The 26,136-nt window shown below is 47.7% G+C and carries 26 protein-coding genes; 5 read left to right on the top strand and 21 right to left on the bottom strand.

What is annotated here, in order from left to right; all coding sequences use genetic code 11:
- Window positions 1-3: 3 nt before the first annotated feature.
- From ABD980_RS09615 to surE, 3 genes are read right to left on the bottom strand one after another with little or no spacing between them, the layout of a single operon-like run.
- Window positions 4-840: a peptidoglycan DD-metalloendopeptidase family protein gene (locus ABD980_RS09615; RefSeq protein WP_300647080.1), complete on the bottom strand. Its 837-nt coding sequence runs from the start codon at window positions 838-840 to the stop codon at window positions 4-6.
- A gap of 14 nt (window positions 841-854) precedes the next feature.
- The gene (locus ABD980_RS09610; RefSeq protein WP_377536221.1) at window positions 855-1,646 is read right to left on the bottom strand and encodes a protein-L-isoaspartate(D-aspartate) O-methyltransferase; all 792 of its coding nucleotides are present in this window, start codon (window positions 1,644-1,646) and stop codon (window positions 855-857) included.
- A gap of 18 nt (window positions 1,647-1,664) precedes the next feature.
- Window positions 1,665-2,408 carry a 5'/3'-nucleotidase SurE gene (gene surE, locus ABD980_RS09605; protein WP_345371335.1) on the bottom strand — a complete coding sequence of 248 codons (744 nt, stop codon included), beginning with the start codon at window positions 2,406-2,408 and terminating at the stop codon, window positions 1,665-1,667.
- A 106-nt stretch (window positions 2,409-2,514) separates the two neighbouring features.
- Between surE and plsY the strand changes: the two genes are divergently transcribed.
- A complete protein-coding gene (plsY, locus tag ABD980_RS09600) occupies window positions 2,515-3,144 on the top strand; it encodes a glycerol-3-phosphate 1-O-acyltransferase PlsY (RefSeq protein WP_345371333.1) in 630 nt (209 codons plus the stop codon).
- 18 nt (window positions 3,145-3,162) lie between these two features.
- Here the strand turns inward: plsY and tsaD are convergent, their stop codons facing one another.
- Complete coding sequence (tsaD, locus tag ABD980_RS09595; protein ID WP_260648843.1) at window positions 3,163-4,197, bottom strand: tRNA (adenosine(37)-N6)-threonylcarbamoyltransferase complex transferase subunit TsaD; 1,035 nt, start codon at window positions 4,195-4,197, stop codon at window positions 3,163-3,165.
- Between the two features lie 94 nt (window positions 4,198-4,291).
- Between tsaD and ABD980_RS09590 the strand changes: the two genes are divergently transcribed.
- Entirely contained in the window at window positions 4,292-5,584 is a 1,293-nt protein-coding gene (locus ABD980_RS09590; protein WP_300647085.1) for an NCS2 family permease, read from the top strand.
- Window positions 5,585-5,692: 108 nt separating this feature from the next.
- The gene (gene trxA, locus ABD980_RS09585) at window positions 5,693-6,064 is read left to right on the top strand and encodes a thioredoxin (RefSeq protein WP_260648845.1); all 372 of its coding nucleotides are present in this window, start codon (window positions 5,693-5,695) and stop codon (window positions 6,062-6,064) included.
- A gap of 41 nt (window positions 6,065-6,105) precedes the next feature.
- On the opposite strand, the gene ABD980_RS09580 is transcribed toward trxA, so the two are convergent.
- Genes ABD980_RS09580 through ABD980_RS09555 form a run of 6 tightly spaced genes read right to left on the bottom strand, consistent with a single transcriptional unit; the run spans window position 6,106 to window position 12,082 of the window.
- Complete coding sequence (locus tag ABD980_RS09580) at window positions 6,106-6,717, bottom strand: IMPACT family protein (protein WP_260648846.1); 612 nt, start codon at window positions 6,715-6,717, stop codon at window positions 6,106-6,108.
- Between the two features lie 2 nt (window positions 6,718-6,719).
- A complete protein-coding gene (locus ABD980_RS09575; RefSeq protein ID WP_345371328.1) occupies window positions 6,720-8,327 on the bottom strand; it encodes an ABC-F family ATPase in 1,608 nt (535 codons plus the stop codon).
- Between the two features lie 35 nt (window positions 8,328-8,362).
- Window positions 8,363-9,313, bottom strand: a complete 951-nt coding sequence (locus ABD980_RS09570; protein ID WP_345371326.1) for an LD-carboxypeptidase — start codon at window positions 9,311-9,313, stop codon at window positions 8,363-8,365.
- A complete protein-coding gene (tadA, locus tag ABD980_RS09565) occupies window positions 9,310-9,819 on the bottom strand; it encodes a tRNA adenosine(34) deaminase TadA (RefSeq protein WP_260648849.1) in 510 nt (169 codons plus the stop codon). Before tadA ends, ABD980_RS09570 begins: the two co-directional genes overlap by 4 nt.
- A 3-nt stretch (window positions 9,820-9,822) precedes the next feature.
- Window positions 9,823-11,313 carry an NAD(P)H-hydrate dehydratase gene (locus ABD980_RS09560; protein WP_345371324.1) on the bottom strand — a complete coding sequence of 497 codons (1,491 nt, stop codon included), beginning with the start codon at window positions 11,311-11,313 and terminating at the stop codon, window positions 9,823-9,825.
- A gap of 10 nt (window positions 11,314-11,323) precedes the next feature.
- Window positions 11,324-12,082 carry an SIR2 family NAD-dependent protein deacylase gene (locus tag ABD980_RS09555; RefSeq protein WP_345371322.1) on the bottom strand — a complete coding sequence of 253 codons (759 nt, stop codon included), beginning with the start codon at window positions 12,080-12,082 and terminating at the stop codon, window positions 11,324-11,326.
- Between the two features lie 47 nt (window positions 12,083-12,129).
- On the opposite strand from ABD980_RS09555, the gene crcB reads away from it, so the two are divergent.
- Together crcB and ABD980_RS09545 are read left to right on the top strand one after the other, a co-directional pair.
- A complete protein-coding gene (crcB, locus tag ABD980_RS09550) occupies window positions 12,130-12,513 on the top strand; it encodes a fluoride efflux transporter CrcB (protein ID WP_345371320.1) in 384 nt (127 codons plus the stop codon).
- Window positions 12,514-12,524: 11 nt separating this feature from the next.
- Window positions 12,525-13,511 carry a bile acid:sodium symporter family protein gene (locus ABD980_RS09545; protein WP_300647092.1) on the top strand — a complete coding sequence of 329 codons (987 nt, stop codon included), beginning with the start codon at window positions 12,525-12,527 and terminating at the stop codon, window positions 13,509-13,511.
- Window positions 13,512-13,571: 60 nt separating this feature from the next.
- On the opposite strand, the gene ABD980_RS09540 is transcribed toward ABD980_RS09545, so the two are convergent.
- The 11 genes from ABD980_RS09540 to leuC form a co-directional block, all read right to left on the bottom strand.
- Window positions 13,572-15,548 (bottom strand): BCCT family transporter, encoded by a 1,977-nt coding sequence (locus tag ABD980_RS09540; protein ID WP_345371317.1) that lies wholly within the window; start codon window positions 15,546-15,548, stop codon window positions 13,572-13,574.
- Between the two features lie 132 nt (window positions 15,549-15,680).
- A complete protein-coding gene (locus ABD980_RS09535; RefSeq protein ID WP_345371315.1) occupies window positions 15,681-16,487 on the bottom strand; it encodes a prolipoprotein diacylglyceryl transferase family protein in 807 nt (268 codons plus the stop codon).
- Between the two features lie 22 nt (window positions 16,488-16,509).
- On the bottom strand, window positions 16,510-17,178 hold the full coding sequence (locus tag ABD980_RS09530) for a phosphoribosylanthranilate isomerase (protein ID WP_345371313.1): 669 nt from the start codon (window positions 17,176-17,178) through the stop codon (window positions 16,510-16,512).
- A gap of 63 nt (window positions 17,179-17,241) precedes the next feature.
- Window positions 17,242-18,903 carry a TRAP transporter large permease gene (locus tag ABD980_RS09525; protein WP_300647109.1) on the bottom strand — a complete coding sequence of 554 codons (1,662 nt, stop codon included), beginning with the start codon at window positions 18,901-18,903 and terminating at the stop codon, window positions 17,242-17,244.
- Complete coding sequence (locus tag ABD980_RS09520; RefSeq protein WP_300647097.1) at window positions 18,903-19,532, bottom strand: TRAP transporter small permease subunit; 630 nt, start codon at window positions 19,530-19,532, stop codon at window positions 18,903-18,905. The genes ABD980_RS09525 and ABD980_RS09520 overlap by 1 nt, the downstream gene beginning before the upstream one ends.
- Before the next feature lie 114 nt (window positions 19,533-19,646).
- Window positions 19,647-20,462 (bottom strand): tRNA pseudouridine(38-40) synthase TruA, encoded by an 816-nt coding sequence (truA, locus tag ABD980_RS09515; RefSeq protein ID WP_345371311.1) that lies wholly within the window; start codon window positions 20,460-20,462, stop codon window positions 19,647-19,649.
- Window positions 20,459-21,769, bottom strand: a complete 1,311-nt coding sequence (locus ABD980_RS09510) for a type IV pilus assembly protein FimV (protein WP_345371309.1) — start codon at window positions 21,767-21,769, stop codon at window positions 20,459-20,461. The genes truA and ABD980_RS09510 overlap by 4 nt, the downstream gene beginning before the upstream one ends.
- A 3-nt stretch (window positions 21,770-21,772) precedes the next feature.
- Window positions 21,773-22,894: an aspartate-semialdehyde dehydrogenase gene (gene asd, locus ABD980_RS09505; protein WP_345371307.1), complete on the bottom strand. Its 1,122-nt coding sequence runs from the start codon at window positions 22,892-22,894 to the stop codon at window positions 21,773-21,775.
- 32 nt (window positions 22,895-22,926) lie between these two features.
- On the bottom strand, window positions 22,927-24,000 hold the full coding sequence (gene leuB / locus ABD980_RS09500; RefSeq protein ID WP_260648862.1) for a 3-isopropylmalate dehydrogenase: 1,074 nt from the start codon (window positions 23,998-24,000) through the stop codon (window positions 22,927-22,929).
- A gap of 30 nt (window positions 24,001-24,030) precedes the next feature.
- Window positions 24,031-24,681, bottom strand: a complete 651-nt coding sequence (gene leuD / locus ABD980_RS09495) for a 3-isopropylmalate dehydratase small subunit (RefSeq protein WP_260648863.1) — start codon at window positions 24,679-24,681, stop codon at window positions 24,031-24,033.
- A gap of 14 nt (window positions 24,682-24,695) precedes the next feature.
- Window positions 24,696-26,099, bottom strand: coding sequence for a 3-isopropylmalate dehydratase large subunit (leuC, locus tag ABD980_RS09490; protein ID WP_260648864.1), 1,404 nt, complete (start codon window positions 26,097-26,099; stop codon window positions 24,696-24,698).
- Between the last annotated feature and the right edge of the window lie 37 nt (window positions 26,100-26,136).

Raw genomic sequence — 26,136 nt, 5'->3', positions numbered from 1 at the left:
AAATTAACGTGAGGGTAAATAGGAAAGAGGGTTGATGGGTGTTCCACGTCGGCGAATCTCAAAGTGTAAACGCGGCGAGGTGGTATCGCTTTGACCTAAAGTAGCGATTTTTTCCCCTTTTTTAATTTCTTGTCCTGTTTTCACCAACAACGTGTCATTGTGGGCATAAGCAGTAATAAAACCGTTAGTGTGTCCCAATAAGATCAAATTACCTAAGCCACGTACACCATTGCCTGCATACATGACCTTACCATCTGCTGCGGCGACCACTGGATCCCCAATTGCACCCTCGATGTCAATACCTTTGGTGTTCGCTGTAAACCCTTGAATAATCGGTCCATTAGCTGGCCAACCCCAGTTGATGACATTCGCATCGCTGGCTCGCGGACTACTTGTATTAACGGAAGACGCCGGTGTGGTTTCGGTTTTGGGCGGCGTCGCTGGTGTTTCTACAGGAGTCGTAGTTGGGCTTGTAACAGGAGCAGGTGCTACCGCCACAGCAGAAGAGCCCCCGTTAATTTGCAAAACCTGCCCTACTCGTAATTGAGAAGGGTCTGTAATACCATTCGCATTCGCAACGGCTTGAACGGTTGTGCCATGCTGCTGAGCAATTTTAAAAAGCGTGTCCCCCGGTTGCACGGTATAGCTTTGTCCACTCACAGTAGGCACAGGGGCACTGGGCGTTGAACTATGAATATCGGTAATCGGTGCCGGTGTATTCGTACTACAACCGGCCAGCACCATCGACATCACCAACGAGCCTGTCAATACCCAATGAAAAGGACGTTGAATAACCGACGACATGGCAACGGATGACAGGATCGTGCCGGTTTGCTGCATATTGCTCTCCTGAGTTAAATTTGTATTCCAGATTTTAGAGGAACAAAACGCACCGCTTCAAGCTCATGCTTTTGCCAATGATTTGGAGCCGTGCGCTGAATATAAGCTAAGCGTTGTTCTGTTGTACCAATAGGAGCGATCAGACGCCCACCAATAGCCAACTGATGTAATAAGTTTTGTGGTATTGTTTTGCCGGCAGCTGCAATAATAATGGCATCAAAAGGTGCGGCCTGCTCCCAACCTAACTGACCATCACCAAATTTTAAACGAACTCGATCCTTTAAGCCTAATGCTTCTAAATAGCGCTGTGCCATTTGATAAAGCGGATAAATGCGCTCAATGGTATGAACCGTTTCAATCATTTGAGCCAATACCGCTGCCTGATAACCACAGCCTGCTCCTATTTCTAACACCCGTTGCGGTTTAGAGGGATAGCAGGCCAAGGCGATCATTCGCGCAACAATGAACGGCTGTGAAATAGTTTGACCATAACCAATGGGTAGCGCATTGTTTTCATATGCTCGACTCGCTAAACCCTGATCTACAAAAATATGGCGAGGAACTTGCTGCATCGCCGCTAAGACCGGCTCATATTCAATACCTTGCGCGCGCAAGCGCTCGATCATCATGCCACGAGCCCGCTCTGAATTCAAACCTAAATTAACGCTTGTTAGCAGTTGCAATGCCTTCACAGCCTGACTTTGCTTTGATTGGGGTAAATCAAGCCGCGTATTGCTACACACAATACTTTTTCCATCATCCAATCGAGACTGGCCGAAACGATTCTTTGTTCCAGAATAGGTCATAACCACGATAAGAAGGCATTAGGCATTAACCCAATTTTCTATTTGGTTTAATTGCTCGTGATGGGTAAGATCAAAACGCAATGGGCTAATAGAAACTTGTAGATTTTGTGTTGCACCAAAATCCGTATCTTTGGCTGCATCTAAAGCTTGACCCGCTGGACCAATCCAATAGATAGGCTCCCCATAGGGAGTGCTACTTTTAATCACGGGTTCGGATGGATGGCGCTTACCAAGACGAGTTACTTGATAGCCTTTTAATGCATCATAGGGAACAGCAGGAATATTCACATTTAGCAGTGTTCCTGTACCTAAGGGCTGTTGAATAGCCCGCTGCACTACCTCTTTGGCGACCCGCGCTGCGGTATCTAAGTGCGGCCACCCTTTTTCTACTAATGAAAAAGCAATGGCTGGTATTCCAAACAAATGCCCCTCCATTGCTGCGGCCACTGTTCCTGAATATAAAGTATCGTCCCCCATATTGGCACCATTATTGATGCCTGACACAATCAGATCCGGCTTAAAATCCAATAGTCCAGTTAAGGCGATATGAATACAATCAGAGGGCGTACCATTGACATAATAAAAACCATTATGCGCCTGCTGTACAGAAAGAGGACGGTTCAGTGTGAGCGAGTTGGATGAACCACTGCAATTGCTTTCTGGAGCAATCACCGTTAGTTCCCCTAAGCCAACCAATGCATCATAAAGGGCTTGAATCCCTTTTGCTGTATAACCATCATCATTAGCGATAAGAATTTTCATATAATTGCTCATTAAGATTGCAAAACGTCACCATTGTACCTGTTTTGCTTTGTAGAATTGAGGGCATCAAGTAGAATTGCCCCACTTTCTTATACAGGGATGCTTCATGCTTTGGATTATTGCTTTGGCTACTGTTGTGGCTGCCTATGGATTGGGCTCTTTACCTTTTGCAGTGATTGTAAGCCGCTTAATGAGTTTAGCCGACCCCCGTACATTTGGTTCAAATAACCCAGGGGCGACCAATGTATTACGCTCAGGGAATAAACTTGCTGCTGCCCTAACGCTTATAGGTGATTTATTAAAAGGCAGCGCTGCAGTGTGGTTAGCGCAATGGGTCAGCCACAGTTTTGAACTCAACACCCTTGTCGTCGCCGCCAGTGCTATCGCTGCATTTTTAGGGCATGTTTTCCCATTTACCCTAGGGTTTAAAGGCGGTAAAGGCGTCGCTACGGCAATCGGTATTTTAATTGCTATCCAACCAGCCTTAGCGCTTGCTTGCGCTTTAACCTGGCTCTTGGTCGCCTATGCCACACGTTACTCATCCCTATCTGCTATTATCGCAGCCATATTAGCCCCCGCTTATTATTTCTTAGGTGCAGGTAGCTTGTGGCCCATGGATAAAAATCTTGCCCTTTGTGTAGGGGTGCTTAGTTTGTTGCTGCTTTGGCGCCATCAAGCCAATATCAGCCGCCTATTACTAGGTACAGAAAGCCGTATTGGCCAAAAAACCAAATAAAACAAGCCAAGCATTCCGTTAATGTGTTACATCCTCTAGATCCCAACGCGGCTTCACCTTAAAACTGGAGGATATGTCCGGCTGCTGTACGCCAGACTTAACACGCATTGCCGCAGCAAAAGCAATCATTGCCCCATTATCCGTACATAGGCTCACTGGTGGGAAATACACCTGAGCACCCATTTTTTCAGATTCGATTTCTAACTGACGACGCAATAAACGATTCGCTCCTACTCCCCCAGCAACCACTAAGCGTTTTAACCCGCTTTGCTTTAGGGCTCGAAGTGACTTGATCGCCAATACATCGACAATCGCGGCCTGTGTAGCAGCAGCTAAGTCCGCTCTATCTTGCTCCGTTATTACGGATGATTCCGCTTCTAATTTACGTAAAGTCGTTAAAACAGCCGTTTTAAGCCCACTAAAACTAAAGTCTAAATCCCCGCTGTGCAGCATAGGGCGTGGCAGCTGAAAACGCTCCACATTGCCTTTTTCAGCTAGAGCCGATAAGGCTGGCCCACCAGGATATGGTAAACCCAGTAATTTCGCACTTTTATCAAAGGCTTCGCCCGCCGCATCATCCAAGGTCTCGCCCAATAGCTGATACTGCCCAACCCCGTCCACTTGCATGATTTGGGTATGGCCACCTGACACCAATAACGCAACAAAGGGAAAATCAGGCGCCGGATCGGCCAATAATGGAGAAAGCAAATGGCCCTCGAGATGATGAATGGGTAATGTAGGAATACCTCTGGACCACGCTAAAGCACAAGCAAAGCTCGCCCCCACCAACAGAGCCCCATTTAGCCCAGGACCTGCCGTATACGCAATGGCATCAATGTCCTCTAGAGTCATCCCTGCCTGTGCGAGTACTTCTTTGGTTAAAGGTAAAACGCGCCGAATATGATCCCGTGAGGCCAGCTCTGGCACAACACCACCGTAGGCGCGATGCATGGCAATTTGACTATGTAAGCCATGCGCGATCAAGCCTTTTTCTGTACACACTATCGCGACACCGGTTTCGTCGCAAGAACTCTCGTATCCAAGTATTTTCATAATTTATTTCTAGTTGTTGCCATAGCGCCTTCGCGCAAATCAGCATAAAATCGCATAATTATCTATTTTACGACTTTTATCCACAGGAAACCTTATGTTTGAGCGCCTATTTAAGCTAAGCGAACATGGTACCACTACCAAAACGGAGATCATGGCAGGAATCACCACCTTCCTGACCATGTCTTATATTATTATCGTGAACCCAAGTATTTTATCGAGCACCGGTATGGACCATGGGGCGGTGTTTGTTGCGACGTGTTTAGCCGCCGTAGTCGGTACACTGATTATGGCCTTTGTAGCAAACTGGCCCATTGGCATGGCGCCAGGCATGGGGTTGAACGCTTTTTTTGCTTTTACTGTGGTTGCTGCACTCGGTTATAGCTGGCAACAAGCACTAGGGGCTGTTTTTATCTCTGGGGTGATTTTTCTATTACTGACTGCCACCGGTATACGCTCTTGGATTATTGAGGGGATCCCTCGCTCCTTACGCGCAGCGATTGCGGCAGGTATTGGCCTATTCCTAGGCATTATTGCCATGATGAATGCAGGCATCGTTGTCGACCACCCTGCCACAAAAATCGGTATTGGAGATCTAACCCAACCAAGCGCCCTGTTTGCTATCTTGGGGTTTTTTATCATCACCGCACTGGATGCCCTTAAAATACGGGGGGCGATCTTAATTGGTATTTTAACCGTTACCGCTCTTGCCACACTAACAGGCCATAATGATTATCAGGGCATTTTCTCTATGCCCCCAAGCATTGCGCCCACGTTTATGCAGCTAGATATTATCGGTGCGTTGCACATGGGGCTTGCTCATGTGATTTTAGTCTTAGTATTGGTCGAGGTATTCGATGCCACTGGCACCATGCTCGGCGTTGCTAAACGGGCCAACCTCATTACCGACGACAATCCCGGCCGCTTAGGCCGAGCCTTGTTTGCAGACAGTACAGCCATCGTTGCGGGCTCTCTAATCGGCACCAGTAGCACCACCGCCTATGTAGAAAGCGCCTCTGGCGTACAAGCCGGTGGCCGCACAGGGCTGACTGCGCTAACGGTTGCCGCTTGTTTCTTATTAGCGTTGTTTTTTTCACCCTTAGCAAAAATGGTTCCCGCCTACGCAACCGCGCCGGCATTACTTTATGTGGCTGGGCTAATGCTGCGCGAAGTGGCTGAAATCAACTGGAATGACATGACGGAAGCCGCCCCCGCTGCGCTAGCGGCTCTGACCATGCCATTTACCTACTCCATTGCCAACGGACTGGCTTTTGGTTTTATTAGCTATGTAGTGATTAAACTAAGCACAGGAAAAATCCGCGATATTCATCCCGCAACGGCAATTGTGGCAGGGTTATTTATTGTGAAATACGCATTTTTTCCGGATTAAGGGGTTTTTTTATTTTGAAAACGCGTTACACTACAGATATAACATAGTTATAACTACCAATTATAAAGCGGCTATATTAATAGCCGCTTTTTCATTTAAGGAAGAATTATGAGCACCGTAGATCTTACTCAAGACACCTTCCAAGCGGCCATTGATAGCGACAAACCTTTAATCATTGATTTTTGGGCCCCTTGGTGTGGTCCATGTCAGCAGTTTGGCCCTACTTACGAAGCCGTCGCCGCTAAGCACCCTGATATGACTTTTGCTAAAGTCAACACGGAAGAAGAGCAAGACCTAGCCGCCGCCATGCGCATCCGCTCTATCCCTACTATCATGGTATTCCGCGAAAAAGTCCTGTTGTTCCAACACTCCGGTGCTTTGGCAGAATCGCAGCTTGAAGAGCTCATTACCCAGGTCAAAGCGGTCAATATGGAAGAAGTCCACGCGGAAATCGCGGCCCAACAAAATAACCAGGCCTAATTTTCCCGCATACATACCCCGCTTGTACAGCGGGGTATTTTTTACTCTAAAGACTGACTATCCGTCTGCTCTTGTTTAGACCAAAAGCCTTGGCCTCGTGTCAGATTAGTAAACGCTTGTTCAAAAGCCTCGACCTGATCCAAGGGTAAAGCCAAATGCCACTCAACCCCCGTTGCTCCAAACTGCTCGGCTAGCACTTGGGCTTGATACTGAGCAAAGCGGGAGCGCACCAGATCACTATCGCTGTATTCACATGAACACAGCACCGTTTGCAGCGGCACAATAGGGCTTTTAGGTGCTAAACGCAAACACGACGCGGCCACGCCCCCATAAGCACGTACCAATCCACCCGTACCCAGCTTAACACCGCCAAACCAACGAATCACCAGTACCACTACTCGATCGCAGCTTTGTCCCTCTATGGCCTGGAGCATAGGACGCCCTGCCGTCCCCCCTGGCTCGCCATCATCATTAAAACGATACTCATCACCGATTTTATATGCCCAGCAGTTATGGGTCGCATCAGGCACACTGTGCTGCTCTAAAAAAGCCATGGCGTCGCTTGCGCTCTGTACTGGCGCAGCGATCGCTAAAAACCGGCTTTTTTTAATGTCTTCTTCGTAGTGGTAAATATCGTCTAATTGATAAAGCATGGTTACACTGTTGTTTGGCTATCCCGATAAGCTAAGTAGTCGTCATAAGCACCGACATAATCCACCAGTTTACCATTGGGGAAAATTTCAATAATTCGTGTAGCAACACCAGAGACAAACTCACGGTCATGCGATACAAAAATTAAAGTGCCCGCATATTTTTCTAACGCCATTTGTAAGGACTCGATAGACTCCATATCTAAATGGTTAGTGGGCTCATCTAGCATGAGCACATTATGCCGAGATAGCATTAACCGACCAAAACTTAAACGGTTTTTTTCTCCGCCAGATAATACTTTTACGGATTTTTTAATATCATCGCTAGAAAATAACAAACGCCCTAGTACCGAACGTAAGGCCTGATCATCATCCCCAGGCTGGCGATAATCAAGTAGCCAATCAAAAAGGTTACTGTCCTGGGTAAAAGCATCGGAGACGTCTTGCGCCATATAACCAATGTCAGCGTTCTCAGCCCATGTTACTTTCCCCGCATCCGGAGCAAGATCCCCATACAATAAGCGTAATAATGTTGTTTTACCTACGCCATTCGCACCAACAATAGCAATACGCTCGCCTGCCTCTATCGTAAGATTCAGCTGATCAATAATAGGACGGTCATAAGCTTTGCTCAGGGCTTCTGTGCTCACAGCTAACCGATGCAACGGCTTAGCTTGTTCAAACCGAATATAGGGGTTTTGGCGAGAAGAGGGTTTGACCTCAACCGTTTCTGACTTAATACGATCAATTTGTTTAATGCGCGAGGTTGCCTGACGCGCCTTAGATTTGTTGGCTGAAAAACGTCGTACAAAATCTTGCAGTTCACTAATGCGTTCTTTGGCTTTGGCATTTGCATGTAACAAACGTTCCCGTGCTTGCGCCGAGGCCAACATATAATCATCATAGTTACCCGGATAGATACGCAGCTCACCATAATCCAAGTCAGCCATATGTGTACACACTTGGTTTAAAAAGTGACGGTCATGACTAATAATAATCATCGTACTGTCATAACTATTTAAGGTTTCTTCGAGCCAACGAATCGTATTAATATCCAAGTTGTTAGTGGGCTCATCAAGCAGCAGTACATCAGGATTAGAAAACAATGCTTGCGCTAACAATACCCGCAACTTCCAGCCCGGGGCTAATTCACTCATCAATAAATGATGCTGCTCGGTGGGGATCTCCAGACCTAAAAGTAATTCTCCAGCTCGTGCCTGTGCGGTGTAACCATCGTATTCCGCGAATAAGCTTTCTAGTTCTGCCGCCCGCATATAATCGTCTTCGGTGGCCTCCATATCCGCATAAATGGCATCGCGCTCCGTCATGGCCTGCCACATTTCCGTATGTCCCATCATCACCACATCTAATACAGTATGCGTCTCAAAGGCAAACTGATCTTGGCGCAGCTTACCTAAGCGCATGCCTGGATCTAACGTCACACTACCGGCTGTGGGCTCCAAATCGCCACCAATGATTTTCATGAGAGTGGATTTTCCCGAGCCATTTGCTCCGATAAGGCCGTAACGATTGCCCCCTCCAAATTTGGCATTTACATTTTCGAATAAGGGTTTGGGTCCAAATTGGATAGTTAGGTTTGAAGTCGTAATCACAACAAAATATCTTAAAAAATAATCAATAAAGGGGCTTATTCGTGATGATGTTCTTCGATCAGCAAATACGCCATATCATCCTCGGTAGCCACACCAATTTTTTTGCCGATGGGTAAGGTGGCTTTCAAAGGCACATGCCCATATGGCAAATTTAAAACCACCGGTTTTTTGACCGTTTGGCGTAACCACTGTATAACGGCTTGCATATCGTAGCCTCGGTCATGCTCAGCCAAATGGTAACCTGTGAACTGTCCCAAAATAATGGCTTGCTGCTGGGCCAGCACCCCCGCCTGCCAGAGCTGATTTAAATAGCGTTCAATACGATAAGGATGCTCGCCCACATCCTCTAAAAACAAAATGCCATAGGGCACCTGAGGGAAATAAGGCGTTCCTAATAAAGAGCAAAGCATGGCGAGGTTCCCCCCCCAAAGCACACCCCGTGTATCAACGGCATCGGAGCCTTCTGCCTCAAAGCTCAGCACCTCGAGCTGATTGGTCATGGCCTCATGGAATAAATCCAATGTTAGATCGTCGGGCTGCTCCACCCCAAAATCAAAAGCCGCGCACGGCCCTGCGTAGCTTATGGCCCCCGTTTGTGCTAACAAAGCCAAATTAAACGCCGTAAAATCACTATGCCCTACAAAACGCTTACCGCTTTGCGCCACGGCTTTCCAATCAATAAAGGGTAACAGCCGGCTTAGCCCATAGCCGCCTCGGCTCGACAACACCACATCATGAGGCTGGTTTAACGCCCGCTCTATGGCTGCTAAGCGTTGAGCGTCACTGCCTGCAAAACGCTGGTGCACGGCTAGTGCATCCCCATCCAGTTGCACTTGCCAACCTAAAGCGCGTAAATGCTGCTGAGCCCAATGTAATTGACTGGCATCTTCTACCGCACTAGAAGAAGAAATAATATAAATGCCCTCGGGCGTGGCGGCATGGCATGAAGCCTGCTCACCCTTTTGCGTGATTGATTCGGTTTTCATAAAGTCTGTTTACGTTGTTTAGCCAACTGCCGGCGCTCTTTAAAAAAGTCTCGCAATAACTGCGCCGCTTGATCTTGATAAAGCCCAGCTTGTACCTGAGTGTGATGATTCAGAGCAGTATGCTCATGCAAGCAAAGCTGGCTGCCACACACACCGGTTTTAGGATCGGCTGTGGCATACACAATCCGCGCAACGCGTGCATGCAGCAACGCACCTAAACACATCATGCACGGCTCTAGGGTCACAAAAAGCTGCGCACCCGGTAAGCGGTAATTTTGCTGTTGTTGCGCGGCTTGGCGCAGTGCCTCAATTTCGGCATGCCAAGTCGGATCAGCTTGCGTAATAACCTGATTGTAGCCCTGCCCAATGATTTCACCTTGGGCATCGACCAAGACCGCCCCTACCGGTACTTCCCCTGCCTGCCACGCTCGCTGCGCCAATTGTAGCGCTAATTGCATGGTCTGCTCATCACTTTGACTAAATTTTTCTCTCACATCTACATTCATGGGTTAATTCATACGCCCTATTTGCTGCCAAATTGTCGGAATAGACTGCACGAGATCTTCTGCGATTAAACCAGCCCCCAAGATCAAGCCAGCCTGACTATGCATCCATACCGCCATATTGGCCGCCAACCAAGGTGACATCCCTTGTGCTAAAAGGCCCGTCATCATACCAGCTAATACATCACCGCTACCGGCTGATGCCAAATACGGTGAGGATTGCGTTTGCACCGCCGCCCGTCCATCGGGGCTTGCAACCACAGTGTCACTACCTTTTAGAAGCACGATCGCACCGCTGCGTGCGGCAGCCTGACGTGCCCGTTCAACTTTATTTTTCTGATTTGAATGTAAAGCCAAATCGGGAAATAGTCGTGCGAACTCCCCCTCATGTGGGGTCAGAATCACTTGCGCTGCACTAGTATGTATGCCCTCAAATAAAGATTCTGGCTGCGAAGCAAAAGCGGTCAATGCTCCCGCGTCCACCACCCAACTTGAAACCTGAGTTTGCAACAAACTACGCATAACAAGCTCTTGTGTGCTGGGCTCTGGCGCCAAACCGGGCCCTATCAGTACCGCTTGATAGGTAGAGCTATGACTCAGAGCCGCCGCTTGGCTTAGGCTGTGCCAACGTTTTACCATCACCGATTGCATGCTTTGTGCATAAATAGCCCATACATCTGACGCGCAAGCAATTGTCGTGGCTCCTGCACCTGCCCGCGCACACGCTAAAGCACTCAAACGCGCTGCCCCCGTCATTTCACTGCCCCCATACACCAAAGCTGCACCGCGCTGATACTTATGCTGCAAAGGTTGTGGCCACGGGATCGCTGACTGCCACAACGCCGGTTGGTTTTCATATAGGTACGAGGGAGGTGTCACATCCTCTTCGCATAAGCCAATATCCACGACCTTAATCTCACCACACAAAAATCGACTAGGAGCAAGCACATGCGCTAATTTTTTTCTAAAAAATGTAATTGTTAACGCTGCTTGTAATGGGGCCTCTGCCCAACACCGGCCATTACCATCAATACCAGTGGGTACATCGATCGCACAAATAGAGGCGGAGCTGGCCTGCAAGCTCTGTAATACTGTCTGAAGCGCAGCAGACAGTGGGCGCTGCAACCCCATACCAAGTAGCGCATCCACCACAATATCCGCTGCCTCAAAAGCCGTCTCATCTAAAGGCTCGAGCGCGACTAGACACTGCTCTCGATGAGCCTGCGCTTCAGCAGAACGCGCTCGCTGCGGCGCATACTCCATCACGCGTACTGCACGCCCCCAGCAATGTAACTGCGAGGCGAGGCGATACCCATCGCCCCCATTATTACCCGGCCCACACAAAACCAAGATTTTTCCTGTTGGCCAACGAACATGGATTTGCTCTGCCGCCGCTACCCCAGCTCGATCTATTAAGCTATAGGCACTGATCCCCCGCGCTATCGCCGCCCTATCAGCCGCATACATTTGCTCTGTATCTAAAATAGAATCCATCATCCTGTGATCTTTAGTTATGTATACCGAGTTTTTCTACTATTTGTGGTAGAACATGAGCCGCCGTCGACCGAATATTAATGTCACAGAGCTCATCTAATGCTGTAGGGTTCGGATTAATCTGAATCACCTGTGCCCCTTGATCTTTTGCCCATTGAGGAACAAGCGCTGCTGGCTGCACTAACCCTGATGTGCCAATCGCAAGCACTAAATCGGAGTTTTCAGCCTCATAAATGGCAGCGCGTAAACTGGCCTCATCTAGGGCCTCGCCAAACCATACTACGCTAGGTCGCACCAAGCCACCACATAACTTGCAATGGGGCGGATCAATTGGCTGACCGATCTGCTCTGAGGTCTCTTCGAGCGCTGTAGGCTTATGGGGGGCTCGGCAACGATAACAATGTGATGCAAACAGCTCCCCATGCACATGCACCACCCCATAGCTTCCAGCTCGCTCATGTAAATCATCCACATTTTGTGTCACGATACGCAGTGGATAAATACGTTGCCATGCCGCAATCGCACGATGACCCGCATTTGGCTCAACCGCTGCCACTTGTTGTCGGCGCCACATATACCACCCCCAAACCAAAGCAGGGTCTCTCTCAAATGCTTCTGGGGTCGCCAAATCCATTGGGTCATATTGCTCCCATAATCCTGTTAGCTCATCCCTAAAGGTCGGTACCCCACTTTCTGCTGACATACCGGCGCCACTGAAGATTAAAATACGGCGAGCTTGCCCTATGGTATTCATTAACTCATCATTAATCATGTAGACTCTCTCTATAAGATAAAACATTGTCGTCCTAAGGAGACATTTTGCTACTTAAACAGACGCTCATCGTAGGCCTAGGCGGAGGCTTAGGTGCAGTCACACGTTGGCTTATTGGCGTATCTTTGAACCAACTGTTCCCCTTTATCGCTCTTGGCACTCTCGGCGCCAACTGGCTTGGTGCTTTTTTTATGGGGCTACTTTTTGGTGCGGTTCAATTTGCTTTCTCCCTAAACGCTTATTGGCAGCTTTTTTTAGCTACCGGTTTTTTAGGTGGGCTTACTACCTTTTCCACCTTTACTGCCGAAGGCTTTACTTTGCTCCAACAACAATATTTTTTCTATTTGTTTTTACACCTATTACTACATTTATTAGGATCTTTTTTGTGCTTTTACCTTGGCTGGTTTCTTATTAAAACGCTAAGTTCATAGGTTGATAACGTATGCTTGCTCGATTACGTCTAATTTTTGATAATTTCACACTTATTCTCATTACCGTAGTGATTACAGCTACGCTCTTGCCAGCCAAAGGGGATGCTGCCATATTCTTCGAGTGGCTCACTCGGTTTGCTATTGCTTTATTATTTTTTATGCATGGTGCCAAGCTCTCACGCGAAGCCATTATTGCTGGCATGATGCACTGGCGCTTACACCTATTAGTATTTAGCTTTACCTTTATTGCCTTTCCTATCATTGGTTGGCTAAGCAAACCCATTCTAACGCCTTTATTAGGGGTGCCTTTAACCATAGGTGTCTTGTATTTATGCGCTCTACCTGGCACCGTACAATCAGCTATTGCGTTTACCTCTATCGCTAAAGGCAATATTCCTGCTGCGGTGTGTAGTGCCTCGGCTTCTAGTCTAATTGGTATTGTAGCGACCCCCGTGGTCCTGAACCTAATGCTTGATACTAATGCTGGCACAACCGGTATGGGTAAAGCCATTATCGATATTAGTTTACAGTTACTCCTACCCTTTTTAGTAGGACATTTATCACGCCCTTTGACTGCCCACTTCATGGTCAAAAACGCTCGCTGGCTCAAAAACGTCGATCAAAGTTCCATTTTGCTCGTGGTTTATACTGCTTTTAGTGCCTCTGTGGTTAGCGGCTTATGGCAAACTGTTCCCCTACCCGCATTAGCCGCCTTATTTATCGTATGCATGGTGCTTTTGGTTTTTGTATTATGGTTAACCACTTTCCTAGCACGTCGCTTTGGGTTTAATCGTGAAGACGAAATTACCATTGTTTTTTGCGCCTCTAAAAAGAGCTTAGCAACCGGGGTACCCATGGCCCAGGTATTATTTAGTAGCGCTATGCTTGGCCCTGTGCTATTGCCAATCATGATTTTTCATCAAATACAACTCATGGCTTGCTCGATGCTTGCTAGCCAATATGCAAAGCAAAGCTCCGCCGACTCTGAACACGTATAAGCCACAGAAAAAAAGCCACTCGGGATTACGCCCAAGTGGCTTTTGCATTAGCTATATCGATTAACGAATCAGATGTAGATAATGTAAGTGACGTTCGTATTGATCTAAAATATCATCAATCACTTCGGCTCGACTCCAGCCCATCACGTCGTAATTCTGACCGCCCTCACGTAAATGCACTTCGGCACGGAAATACTTACGTTCCGAGTTATTATCATCGTCTTCCTCCTCGTCATTTTCCACAAAAGCAGGCAAAGGATAAGCTTCTGGGCGCACTTTATACACAAAGTCTAACTCGCTATCGTGCTCCACATGCAACGCCACCTGTTTTGGGGTTTGCTCTACCGTAGTATTGGCCCCCTGCTTGGTTAGCGCCGCAGCTACCTCTTCTAGTGCTGGCGTCACCACCTCTTCCATAAAGCGCTGAATATGACGACGACGTGGATAAGTGGTTAAATTACGTAAACGACGTTGCCAATCTAACGTAGTAGGCCCACCATGGCGTGGGGCCAAGTGTAACTGTGTGTGCGTATCACGCTTGGTCACATCCTCACGCAACGCTTTGACTAACCCCCACATCACCACAAGCAATACGCAAGCAAAAGGCAAAGCAGAAGCCAGTGTAGCGGTACTCAATGCTTGAAGACCATCAGCTAAGAGTAAAGCTATCGCCATCCCCCCCATTGCTAAGGCCCAAAATAACCGTTGCCATACGGGTGTTTCGGCATTGCCACCCGAGGCTAACATGTCGACCACTAAAGCTCCTGAGTCAGCCGAGGTGACAAAGAACACCAGCACCATGACCACAGCAACCAGACTCAAGAAGGAAGAGAAAGGGAAATTCTCTAAAAACACATACAGTGCTAAGGAGCTATCTTTTAAAGTTGCATCAGCAATTGCCTGCACGCCTTGGTTCATCACCAAGTCAATAGCACTGTCCCCGAATACGGTCATCCAAAGGAACGTAAAAGCGGTGGGTAATAAAATCACACCAGCAATAAACTCACGGATGGTACGACCACGGGAAACACGCGCAATAAACATGCCCACAAAAGGCGACCAAGATAGCCACCAGCCCCAGTACAGCAAAGTCCAACCACCAAGCCAATCCGTTTTCTCGTAAGCATATAAATTAAAAGTTTTGCCTACAATTTCAGATAAATAGCCCCCCGTATTTTCTACATAAGCCTTAATCAAAAAGACGGTCGGCCCCAAAATCAATACAAATAGCAGTAATGCCACTGCCAAAATAATATTGAGTTCAGATAGACGGCGCACTCCTTTATCCAGCCCTAACGACACCGACAAAGAGGCTAATAATGTAGCGCCAATAATCAATAAAACCTGTACGGTAGAGTTAACGGGAATATCAAACAAATGGTTCAAACCACTGTTGATCTGCAGCACTCCAAACCCTAGAGAAGTCGCCACCCCAAGTACCGTACTGACGACCGCAAAAATATCCACCGCATTCCCAATCGGGCCGTGGATACGCTCACCGATCAAAGGATACAAGGCAGAGCGCAAGGTCAAGGGCAGTCGATAGCGATAAGCAAAAAATGCTAAGGCTAAAGCTACTATTCCATAAATCGCCCAGGCATGGAATCCCCAATGGAAGAACGTAATACGAATGGCTTCACGAGCAGCTTCAGGGGTATTAGGTTCGCCCACTGGTGGTGCCAGAGTATGCATTAACGGCTCGGCCACACCAAAGAACATCAAGCCGATACCCATCCCTGCCGAAAACAGCATGGAAAACCAAGTAATGGTGTTGTAGTCTGGGGTACTGTGATCTGGCCCGAGCTTAATATCGCCAAAACGGCTGAACATACAAAAAACGGTGAGCAGTAAAATTACTGCCACCACCAAAATATAAAACCAGCCGACATCATTTACAATCCAGCTCTGCACTTGATCAAATACTTTGAGTGAGCCTTCGTGGAATACGGTCACCACAAAAGCCAGCAAAAGCAAAATACCGGCCGAGCTGAAAAAAACCGGCTTGCTTATTGTGCTTGTTGAGGTCTTTTCATTCATAACCTAAACCTATTGATGAATAAGGTTTTTTATTCTAACAATCTGTTATGACTTTACCACCCCAAAAAGTTATAAAAAGACAAATCCGTAACAAATTAAAACAAAATAAAGACTGTTTTGCACAAATAGACGCTATTTAAGTGTAGATAGGTAAGCGTTAAGCGTTGCCTGAGAAAGCTCGCCCATACGATAACTTTGTATGCGGCCCTGTGCATCAATAAAAAGTGTCGTCGGCAGCCCACGACTTTGAATTAGCTCAGCGAGCTGCGTATTTTTATCAAGTAATACGTTTTCTAATTTTAGCGACTCTGTATCTAGATACTGTTGCACAATCTGTGCGGTTTCCGCCTGGTTAGCAAAAACAAAATGTAAGTCCGGATGGGATTGTTGCGCCGCCTCTAAAACCGGCATTTCACGTCGACATGGTGGACACCAGCTTGCCCATAAGTTCAGTACCACTGGTTTTCCTTCGTACTCGACCAAAGACACAGCTTTATTTTCTAAGTCTACCAATTGAATTTTAGGCATCTGTTGCGCGGGTGAAGGCGCCCATAAGCTAAAACCACCCCACAGCAGTCCAAACGTAACCGCCGCCGCACCAACACTACAGAACACTCCATGACGTAATGGTGGACGCCGCCATACCAACGCCATCATCAGCACGACCGCAAAAACCAAGGCGGCCTGCCACATAAATCCCCCATCACGCAAGTTAATGATTGCCACCCAGTCCCCACGATAATCCGTCCAGAACCGTGCAACAAAACTCAAACGCCCAACGAGTACCGCCCCTAAAGTAATCCACCACAGCGTTGATTCTATGTTTTGTTGTTGTTTTTTCCCTAGGTAGCCAGCCACAAAAAACATCAACATCAAAGCCAGCAACGCAAACAGCAAGCTCGCATTCATGGAAAGTGGGCCCAAGGTGATAACCTGCATACGTCTGTCCTAAAAGTCGATCTTACTCATCAGACTGCTGGAATGGCGATTGGTTCATTATTCGCATAAACTGCTGTATTTTTTCTGCATTTTTTATACCTGGGGCATCTTCAATCGCACTACTTACATCTACCGCAAAAGGGTGATGACGCTGTATTTGTGCCAATACATTATGATGGCGAATCCCCCCTGCCAAAATTAACGGCGGGTCCTGAGGACGGTGCTGGGCATGCAAGGCCTCTAATAAGTCATCATCAAAGCGCACACCGCTCCCGCCATATGCCGATGTATAACTATCGAACAACCACCCTTTAGCCGAAGCATAGCGACGACAATGTTGTACAATTTTTGTAGGCGTATCTAAATCAGGAGCCCCCACCCGAAAAGCCCGAATATATGGATAAGCAAATGACTCACAAAACGCTACGGATTCCTCGCCATGAAACTGCAACAAATCTGGCTGCATTTGCTGTATAACCGTTTGTACAAAAGCGGGCGTAGGATTAACAAATAAGGCCACGGTTTGCACAAAAGCGGGAACATGTTGCGCTAAAAGTCGGGCTTGCTCTGGGCGCAGATAACGCTGACTTTTAGGGTAAAAAACAAAGCCCAGGGCATCTGCACCGGCCTGCACCGCTGCATCAATATCCTCTATACGTGTAAAACCACACATTTTGACTCGAGTACGCATTTTTTCCTCAACAACAAAACAGGCTGGATACCCAGCCTGTTGATCATAACTATTACCACTTATTTACTGAAAGGGGTTAGCACCATAGCCGTAATCGTCATCACCGTAGGAGCTTTCTATACCAAACTGGATCTCCGACGGGTCGATTTGGATTTCACCGGCTTTGTAATGCGTAACTAAACCTGGGAAGGCTAATACCGCGACCACCATCAAGATTTGAATCATAATAAAAGGCACGGACCCCCAGTAAATATCACCCGTAGTAACACGGCGTACCGTTTTACCCGTAATACTATCTACATAGTCCTCACGAGGGGCTACGGAACGTAGGAAAAATAAGGCAAAGCCAAAGGGTGGATGCATAAAGGAGGTCTGCATATTGACCGCTAGCAATACCCCAAACCATATCAAGTCAATGCCCATTTTATCCGCGACTGGGCCCAGTAACGGCACAATAATAAAGGCCAGCTCGAAAAAATCCAAGAAGAAAGCCAAGAAAAAGGTTAATAGGCTCACAGCAATCAAAAAGCCCATTTCTCCACCTGGCAAGTCTATAAGTAAACTCTCTACCCATAAGTCGCCATTAATACCACGGAAGCTTAAGCTAAATATGGTGGAGCCCACAAGAATGAACACCACAAAACATGATAAGCGCGTGGTGGTTCCCATGGCTTGGGCTAATAACTTAAAGGATAAACGCCCTCTGGATACAGCCATGATGATCGCCCCGACCGCCCCCATCGCTCCCCCCTCTGTGGGCGTAGCCACGCCAATAAAAATTGTGCCCAACACAAGGAAAATTAAAAACAAAGGCGGAATCATCACAAAGGTGACGCGCTCAGCAATCTGCGAAAGCAAACCGAGCTTAAAGGTTTTATTGACTAAAGCAATCAATAAAGCGACCATGCCCCAAATCAGCAACGCAATGACCACCAGCTCATCAATGGGTGCATTTTCATGGGTGGCAAAGTAGTACTCGGTACCAAAAAAGGATACGACAGCAGCAATAACCGTTAACACGAATAACGAACGCAAGCCACGACTGCCGTCAGGCTCTACATAAATACGTGCTTCGGGCGGCAAAGCCGGCGCGCTCTTGGGTCGAAGAATTGCCAACACCACGATATATAAAATATAAGTTAGCGTCAGCAACAAACCAGGCAGCATTGCACCCCGGTACATATCACCAATCGAACGCCCAAGCTGATCCGCTAAAATAATTAAGACAATAGAAGGGGGAATGATCTGCGATAAGGTTCCTGACGCCGCGATGACCCCCGTCGCTAAGCGACGGTCATAGCCATAACGCAGCATAATCGGTAGCGAAATTAACCCCATCGAAATGACCGACGCCGAAATCACCCCTGTCGTTGCAGCAAGCATGGCCCCCACAAAAACAACGGCTATTGCTAACCCGCCGCGTACTGGCCCAAACAGCTGCCCAATGGTATCAAGCAGGTCTTCGGCCATACCTGATCGCTCTAAAACCAAACCCATCAAGGTGAAAAAAGGAACCGCTAGCAAGGTGTCGTTTGAAATAATGCCAAAAATACGCTGCGGTAATGCCTGAAACAAGGCCGGTTGCATCAAATTGAACTCAATCGCAACCAAACCATAAAGAATCCCTGTCGCTGCCAAAGTAAATGCAACCGGAAACCCCAAAAGCAAAAAAGCGATGAGGTTAATGAACATTATGGGTGCCAAGTTAGCAATAATAAACTCCATCATACGGCACCTTTTTCAATGTGTTGACGCTGCTGCTCGAGTTTTTCCTCTGCATGCTGACGAATGACATCCGCCGCATTCACCTCGGCTTTTTGCATGGCTTCCGCTTGTGCTAATGGATCCGGACAACGCCCTTGTAAAAACCCTATGCATTTAATCAAATGCGACACCCCTGATAAAATCAATAAGCCAAAACCAACAGGTATCAGTAATTTAACCGGCCAACGAATCAGCCCACCGGTATTCGAAGACTGCTCTAAGAGCACATACGATTTATAAAAATAAGGAATTGATAACCAAAAAACCAAAAGGCACGCCGGCAGTAAAAAGAAAACCACACCGATGATTTCGATATAAATTTGCGTTTTACGTGTAAAGCGCTGCGCCACCACATCTACGCGCACGTGTTCATTACGCAAAAACGTATATCCCGCCGCCAATAAGAAAATGGCACCAAATAAATACCACTGTAACTCTAGCCAAGCATTCGAGCTAACACTAAAAATTTTGCGGATAATAGCATTGGTTGCACTAACGACCACAACAAGCAGTGTTAGCCATGCCACAGCCCGCCCTACCGTTTGATTTAAACGGTCTATAAGCGATGAGAATTTAAGTAAAAATGACATAATTTCATACTACAAAAAGCGGGTGCATAAAATTGCAAAAAGTGAACCCCACAATTTTATACGATCGCCGAACCACAACTAAGAAAAAATCCAAAAGGCTAGGGAAAACCACAGTTATGATTTACCCCACTGAATCCCTAAAAAACGTTGGCATAGCTGCATACTGCTCGTGGTGGGCAAACCATACTCGGCAGGATAATCCACCCCTGTTAAATACAACCCATCAGCAGCAAAAGTCGGTGCTGCTAGGCGACGATCTTTGTGTTGCAATAATTCGGTGACCCACTCTGGTGCTTGACGCCCCATCCCCACATACACTAATGCCCCCATCAAATTACGAATCATATGATGCAAAAACGCATTAGCCTCGAACTCAAACACAAATAATTCGTGATCTTGATGAATGGTTAATTGGGTTAGCTCGCGCACTGGACTCGCTGCCTGACACTCTGCTGCTCGAAAAGCACTAAAGTCATGCTCTCCTAATAATAATGCAGCGGCTTTACGCATCGCATCCAAAGATAAAGGCTGGAAAACCCAGCCTACTTTACCTTGCAACAATGGAGAGCGTACCCGAGCGTTGCGCAATAAATAAATATATCGTCGTCGCTGCGCCGAAAACCGGGCATGAAATGAGGTGTCAACCGGCTGTGCCCATTGTACTGAAATGCTCGATGGCAATAAGGTGTTTAAGCCACGAATCCAAGATTCAGCCGACCGTTGTGCGCCGGTATCCAAATGCACTACTTGATTAAGCGCGTGCACCCCTGCATCTGTGCGCCCTGCACAAAGCGTTTGTACCGGTTCGGCCAAAAACTGGGCCAGCGCTTTTTCCAATTGATCTTGAATCGTGCGCCCTGAAGGCTGAGTTTGCCAGCCCTGCCAGTTTGTGCCGTCATAGCACAAACCTAAAGCGATGCGTTGTTTCACTCTTTTATTTCCCTCAGCTCAACCTCGTCCGGTGATACCGGATTACGTCGCAATACCCATGCTACAAGGATCACTGCTAAAACCAAAAAGCCTGCCCACCAGCCAAACCAAGAACGGGAAGCGACCGCTTCAGTGCTAGAAGCAGGATCCGTATCTGCACTCGCACCACGACTGGATGCTGCCAATGGAGACGCAACTGCTGCCGTGGGTTCCAAGGCATCCACAGCCGGGGCTAACGTCGTATTTTTTGATTCTGATGATTGTATAGCAGACGAGTCTAAAGAGGGGCTTGCATCCTTGGGGGATCCATTGCTCTCTTTGACAGTATCAGCGCGCTCGGCTGAGGTGCTTTCCAACTGTGCCAAGCGTTGCGCCGTATGCGTGATTTCTTGCGCCACAGCCGCTGCTTGGTCTGCCTGCATCGAATCATCATCGGCTCGACTTAACTGAAGGCGATCAGTTGCTATATCCAACGCTACTGATGTTTTTGTACTGGTTGTTTCTGTCTCGGGCATCGGCACAAGGCTTTGTCCCGTAGCTAATCGCTGGCGATATTCATCAAACCACTGTAAATGACGTTGATATAACTGCTTCGCTTGTTCTGGAGTCATGGCAGCTAAAGTGGCCGCATCAGGTTTTTGTAAGCGAGCCCCTGCACGCAATAAATTCATATTGCCGTGACTAAAAGCATCCGGATTCGCCTGAACAAGAGCAGCCATCATTTGCTGATCGCTATACCCCTCTTGTCGCCATTGGCGTGCAATACGATAAAGCGTTTGCCCTTGGCGCACCGTTAGCGTTGAGGGTGCAGAGATGGCCGTAGCAGCTCGAGGCTCGGTCGCCGATACCGTTGGGCTAACCGGAGTCGCCACCGCTACCGTCATCGGCGTAGGCGCCTGACTGGCTAAAACACTGACTTGATGGCGCTGCGTAGAAACCGGCGTTTTCACATCTATCAGTACATCTAGCACCGGTTGAGCGACAGCATGTGGAGACTGCAGCACAATCTGCATAGCATTCGGCTGCACAGCAGGAATTAAATGCGCACTGAGCGAATCCAAGGCCACCGGTGGCGTTAGCCCAGCCTCTTGCCAAGCCGAAAGCGGGGCTATCTGTACCGAAACACGTTGTAGTTCTGCTGTACTTAAGTCTTTGAGCTGAACCACAATGCGTAAGGGCTGGTCGGGTAAAGAAGTAACCCGACTATGCCCCAACACAGCCGCCTGAACGCTCAGTGTAGTGAACACTGCCGCTGCACCAGCACTGAGCAAAAATAGCGCCGTTCCACGGCGACAGTGTCTGCGCATGATTTAGAGTTCCCCTAGAGCAATACGTAACATACGACGTAGTGGCTCGGCGGCCCCCCACAATAACTGATCACCTACGGTAAAGGCGCTGAGGTAGTCACCACCCATAGCCAACTTACGCATACGACCCACAGGGATATCCAAGGTACCTGTCACCGCTACAGGCGTTAGCTCATGCATGGTACGCTCACGCTCGTTAGGTATGACTTTAGCCCATTGCGAACCCTGAGCAATAATATCATTGATCTCATCCAGGGGTAGGTCTTGGCGTAGCTTAATGGTTAAGGCTTGACTATGTGAGCGCATCGCCCCAATACGTACACATAAACCATCGATGGGAACATAGTTTTCTGCAGTATGACCAAGAACCTTATTGGTTTCCACCCCACCTTTCCACTCTTCGCGTGACATACCATTGCCTAAGTCAGAATCAATCCAGGGGATAAGGTTTCCACCAAGCGGTACACCAAAGTGCTGATGATCCAAGTCATCCGCTTTTTGTTTGGCCAATACCTGACGATCTATTTCTAAAATAGCACTAGCGGGGTCATCCAATAATGGTTTTACTGCGGCATTGATCTCGCCAAACTGTGTCAAAAGCTCGCGCATATGTTGTGCCCCACCACCGGAGGCCGCTTGATAAGTCATGGAGGTCATCCACTCTACGAGGTTGTTTTTAAAGAGCCCCCCTAACCCCATCAACATACAGCTAACGGTACAGTTCCCACCAATAAACTGTTTAATACCGTTTTTTAAGCCTTGATCGATTACATCGCGGTTAATTGGATCCAACACAATGATAGAGTCATCATCCATGCGTAATGTACTCGCCGCATCAATCCATAGGCCATCCCAGCCTGCATCACGTAGTTTTGTGTAAACCGCCGACGTGTAATCCCCGCCCTGAGCAGTAAGAATAATCGGTAATTTTTTCAAGGCATCAATATCGTAGGCATCCTGTAGAGGACCCGCGCCATCAGCCCAGCTGGGAGCGGCACCGCCTGCGTTACTTGTTGAAAAGAAAACGGGCTCAAAAAGAGCAAAATCGTTTTCATCGCGCATACGCTGCATGAGCACAGAGCCCACCATACCGCGCCAACCGACTAAACCTACTGCTTTTTTCATGAAAAATCACCTAAATAAATAAAAATGGCGTTTTAACCAAGTGCGTTAAGAACAGCATCACCCATTTCTGAGGTGCCGACCAACTGCGTGCCCTCGCTATAAATATCAGCGGTACGTAAGCCTTGTTCAAGGACCGTAGCGACAGCCTGCTCTACTTGCAACGCTTGGGCCTCACGTCCTAAAGAGTAGCGCAATAGCATCGCTGCCGATAGGATGGTTGCCAAAGGATTAGCTTTATTTTGCCCTGCAATATCTGGAGCTGAACCATGACTTGGCTCGTAAAGCCCCTGATTTGAAGCATTGAGCGAGGCCGAAGGAAGCATACCAATCGAGCCTGTCAACATCGCTGCCTCGTCAGACAAAATATCACCAAAGATATTTCCTGTCACAATCACATCAAACGCTTTAGGCGCGCGTACCAGCTGCATAGCGGCATTATCTACATACATATGGCTTAATTCTACATCAGGATAGTCCTTTGCGACCTCTATCATGATGTCACGCCACAACTGTGAGGTTTCTAGTACGTTGGCTTTATCTACGCTGCATAGTTTTTTATTACGCTTTTGCGCCGCTTCAAACGCCACTTTTGCAATACGACGAATTTCTGTTTCCGCATAAAGCATCGTATCAAAGCCCTGCTTATCCCCTGCAAAAGGCCCCTCTTCGACTACACGTACCCCACGTGGCTGACCAAAATAAATATCCCCAGTTAATTCGCGAATAATTAAAATATCCAAGCCAGAAACAATTTCAGGTTTTAGACTAGACGCTTGGGCAAGCTGAGGATATAAAATAGCTGGGCGGAAGTTAGCAAACAAGCCCATGGCTTTGCGTAAACCTAAAATCGCTTGTTCTGGGCGTAACTCGCGAGGCAAATTATCGTACTTCCAATCCCCTACGGCACCAAATAAAATAGCGGCGGACTGCTGTGCGAGGTCTAAAGTCTCTTGGGGTAAAGGATGACCGTGAAGATCATATGCTGCCCCACCTACTGGAGCTTCGACCAATGTTAAATCAGGAGCAACAGCCTGAAGCACACGAGCGGCTTGAGTCGTGATTTCCTGCCCAATGCCGTCTCCAGCTAATACTGCAATTTGTGTCATGAAAAATCCTTTTATCTATCTAAGCAACATTTACGCTAAAGCATCCGCCACTAACCATGGGTGACGTGCTAGCCGCTCGGCTTCAAACTGTTTAATCAAATCGGCTTTTTGTAGAGTCTGACCAATTTCGTCTAAACCGTTTAATAATGAGTTTTTACGTGAGGCATCAATAGCAAAAGACAGCTCCTCGCCAGCGGGGGTTACTACAACCTGACGCGCTAAATCCACCGTTAGCTCATAGCCAGGGAACGCTTTTACCTCGTCAAAAAGACGGGCTACCTGTGACTCGGAGAGCACGATAGGCAACAAGCCGTTTTTAAAGCTATTGTTAAAGAAAATATCCGCAAAAGAGGGGGCAATAATGGCACGAAAACCATATTGCAACAACGCCCAAGGCGCATGTTCTCGACTGGATCCACAACCAAAGTTTTTACGTGCTAATAATATTGACGCACCCTGATAGCGGTCTTGATTTAACACAAAATCTGGGTTTTTAGGACGTTTATCATTGTCCATCCCGGGTTCGCCATGATCCAAATAGCGGAGCTCATCAAATAAGTTTGGCCCAAAGCCTGTACGCTTAATGGATTTTAAAAACTGCTTAGGAATAATTAAATCCGTATCGACGTTTTCGCGATCTAAGGGAGCCACCAGTCCTTTATGGGTAGTAAATGCTTGCATTTTGGTTCCTTGAATTAGTTGTAGTTACGAACATCCACAAAATGACCCGCGATCGCTGCTGCCGCGGCCATGGCTGGGCTGACTAAGTGGGTACGCCCGCCCATCCCTTGACGCCCTTCAAAGTTACGATTAGATGTAGCCGCACAGCGCTCACCAGGCTCAAGACGGTCTGCATTCATAGCTAAACACATCGAGCAACCCGGCTCTCGCCACTCAAAACCGGCCTCAATAAAGATTTTATCTAAGCCCTCTTGTTCTGCTTGTAATTTAACTAAGCCAGAGCCCGGCACAATCATGGCTTGCTTAACATTCGAAGCCACTTTACGCCCCCGAGCCACCTTTGCGGCATCACGCAAGTCCTCGATGCGCGCATTCGTACAGGAGCCGATAAAGACTTTATCAATGCGAACATCCGTAATAGGCTGCATGGGATTCAAGCCCATGTACTCTAAGGCGCGAATCATGCCATCCCGTTTTACGCTATCTTTTTCTTTATCTGGGTCTGGTACCGCTTGAGTGATATCAATCACCATTTCAGGGGATGTACCCCATGTGACCTGCGGTGCAATGTCGGCGGCATTCAGCTCAATGACTTTATCGAACTGCGCTCCCTCGTCAGAGTGCAACGTTTGCCAATACTGCACGGCCTGATCCCACAACACCCCTGTTGGCGCATAAGGACGGCCACGGAAATAATCGATGGTTTTTTGATCCACAGCAACCAAACCAGAACGCGCGCCGGCCTCGATCGCCATATTACAGACCGTCATGCGTCCTTCCATACTTAAATCACTAATGGCTGAGCCTGCAAACTCAATCGCATACCCCGTGCCGCCAGCTGTACCAATCTGTCCAATAACATACAAAATCAAGTCTTTGGCCGTACACCCAAAAGGCAGCTTACCATTTACCTTAATCAGCATGCTTTTGCTTTTTTTCATGTATAGGGTTTGGGTAGCTAAAACATGCTCGACCTCAGAGGTCCCTATACCAAAGGCCAAGGCCCCCACTGCTCCGTGCGTGCTGGTATGGGAGTCCCCACAAACCACTGTCATGCCAGGCAAGGTGGCGCCCTGCTCTGGTCCAATAATATGCACAATCCCTTGACGGCGATCGTTCATATCGAACAGAGTAATGCCATGTTTTTCGCAATTTTTCACCAAAGTATCTACTTGCAATTTAGAAATTGGATCTTCGATACCCTCGGCACGGGATGTAGTAGGCACGTTATGATCTGCCACGGCCAAGTTAGCGCTAATACGCCATGGCTTGCGCCCAGCAAGCTCCAGACCCTCGAATGCCTGTGGACTCGTCACTTCGTGTAAAAGCTGACGATCAATATAAAGCAAACAGGTTCCATCGTCTTCGCGATGCACCACATGCGAATCAAATAACTTGTCGTATAAGGTTTTTGCCATCTGAGTCTCGCCCATAAAAAGTTTTCAAGATGATTTT

Source organism: Paenalcaligenes hermetiae, assembly GCF_039543645.1.
GTDB classification, from domain to species: Bacteria; Pseudomonadota; Gammaproteobacteria; order Burkholderiales; family Burkholderiaceae_B; genus Paenalcaligenes; species Paenalcaligenes hermetiae.
Note: the sequence above shows the minus strand (reverse complement) of the source record. Positions and strands in the feature narration are given on the sequence as shown.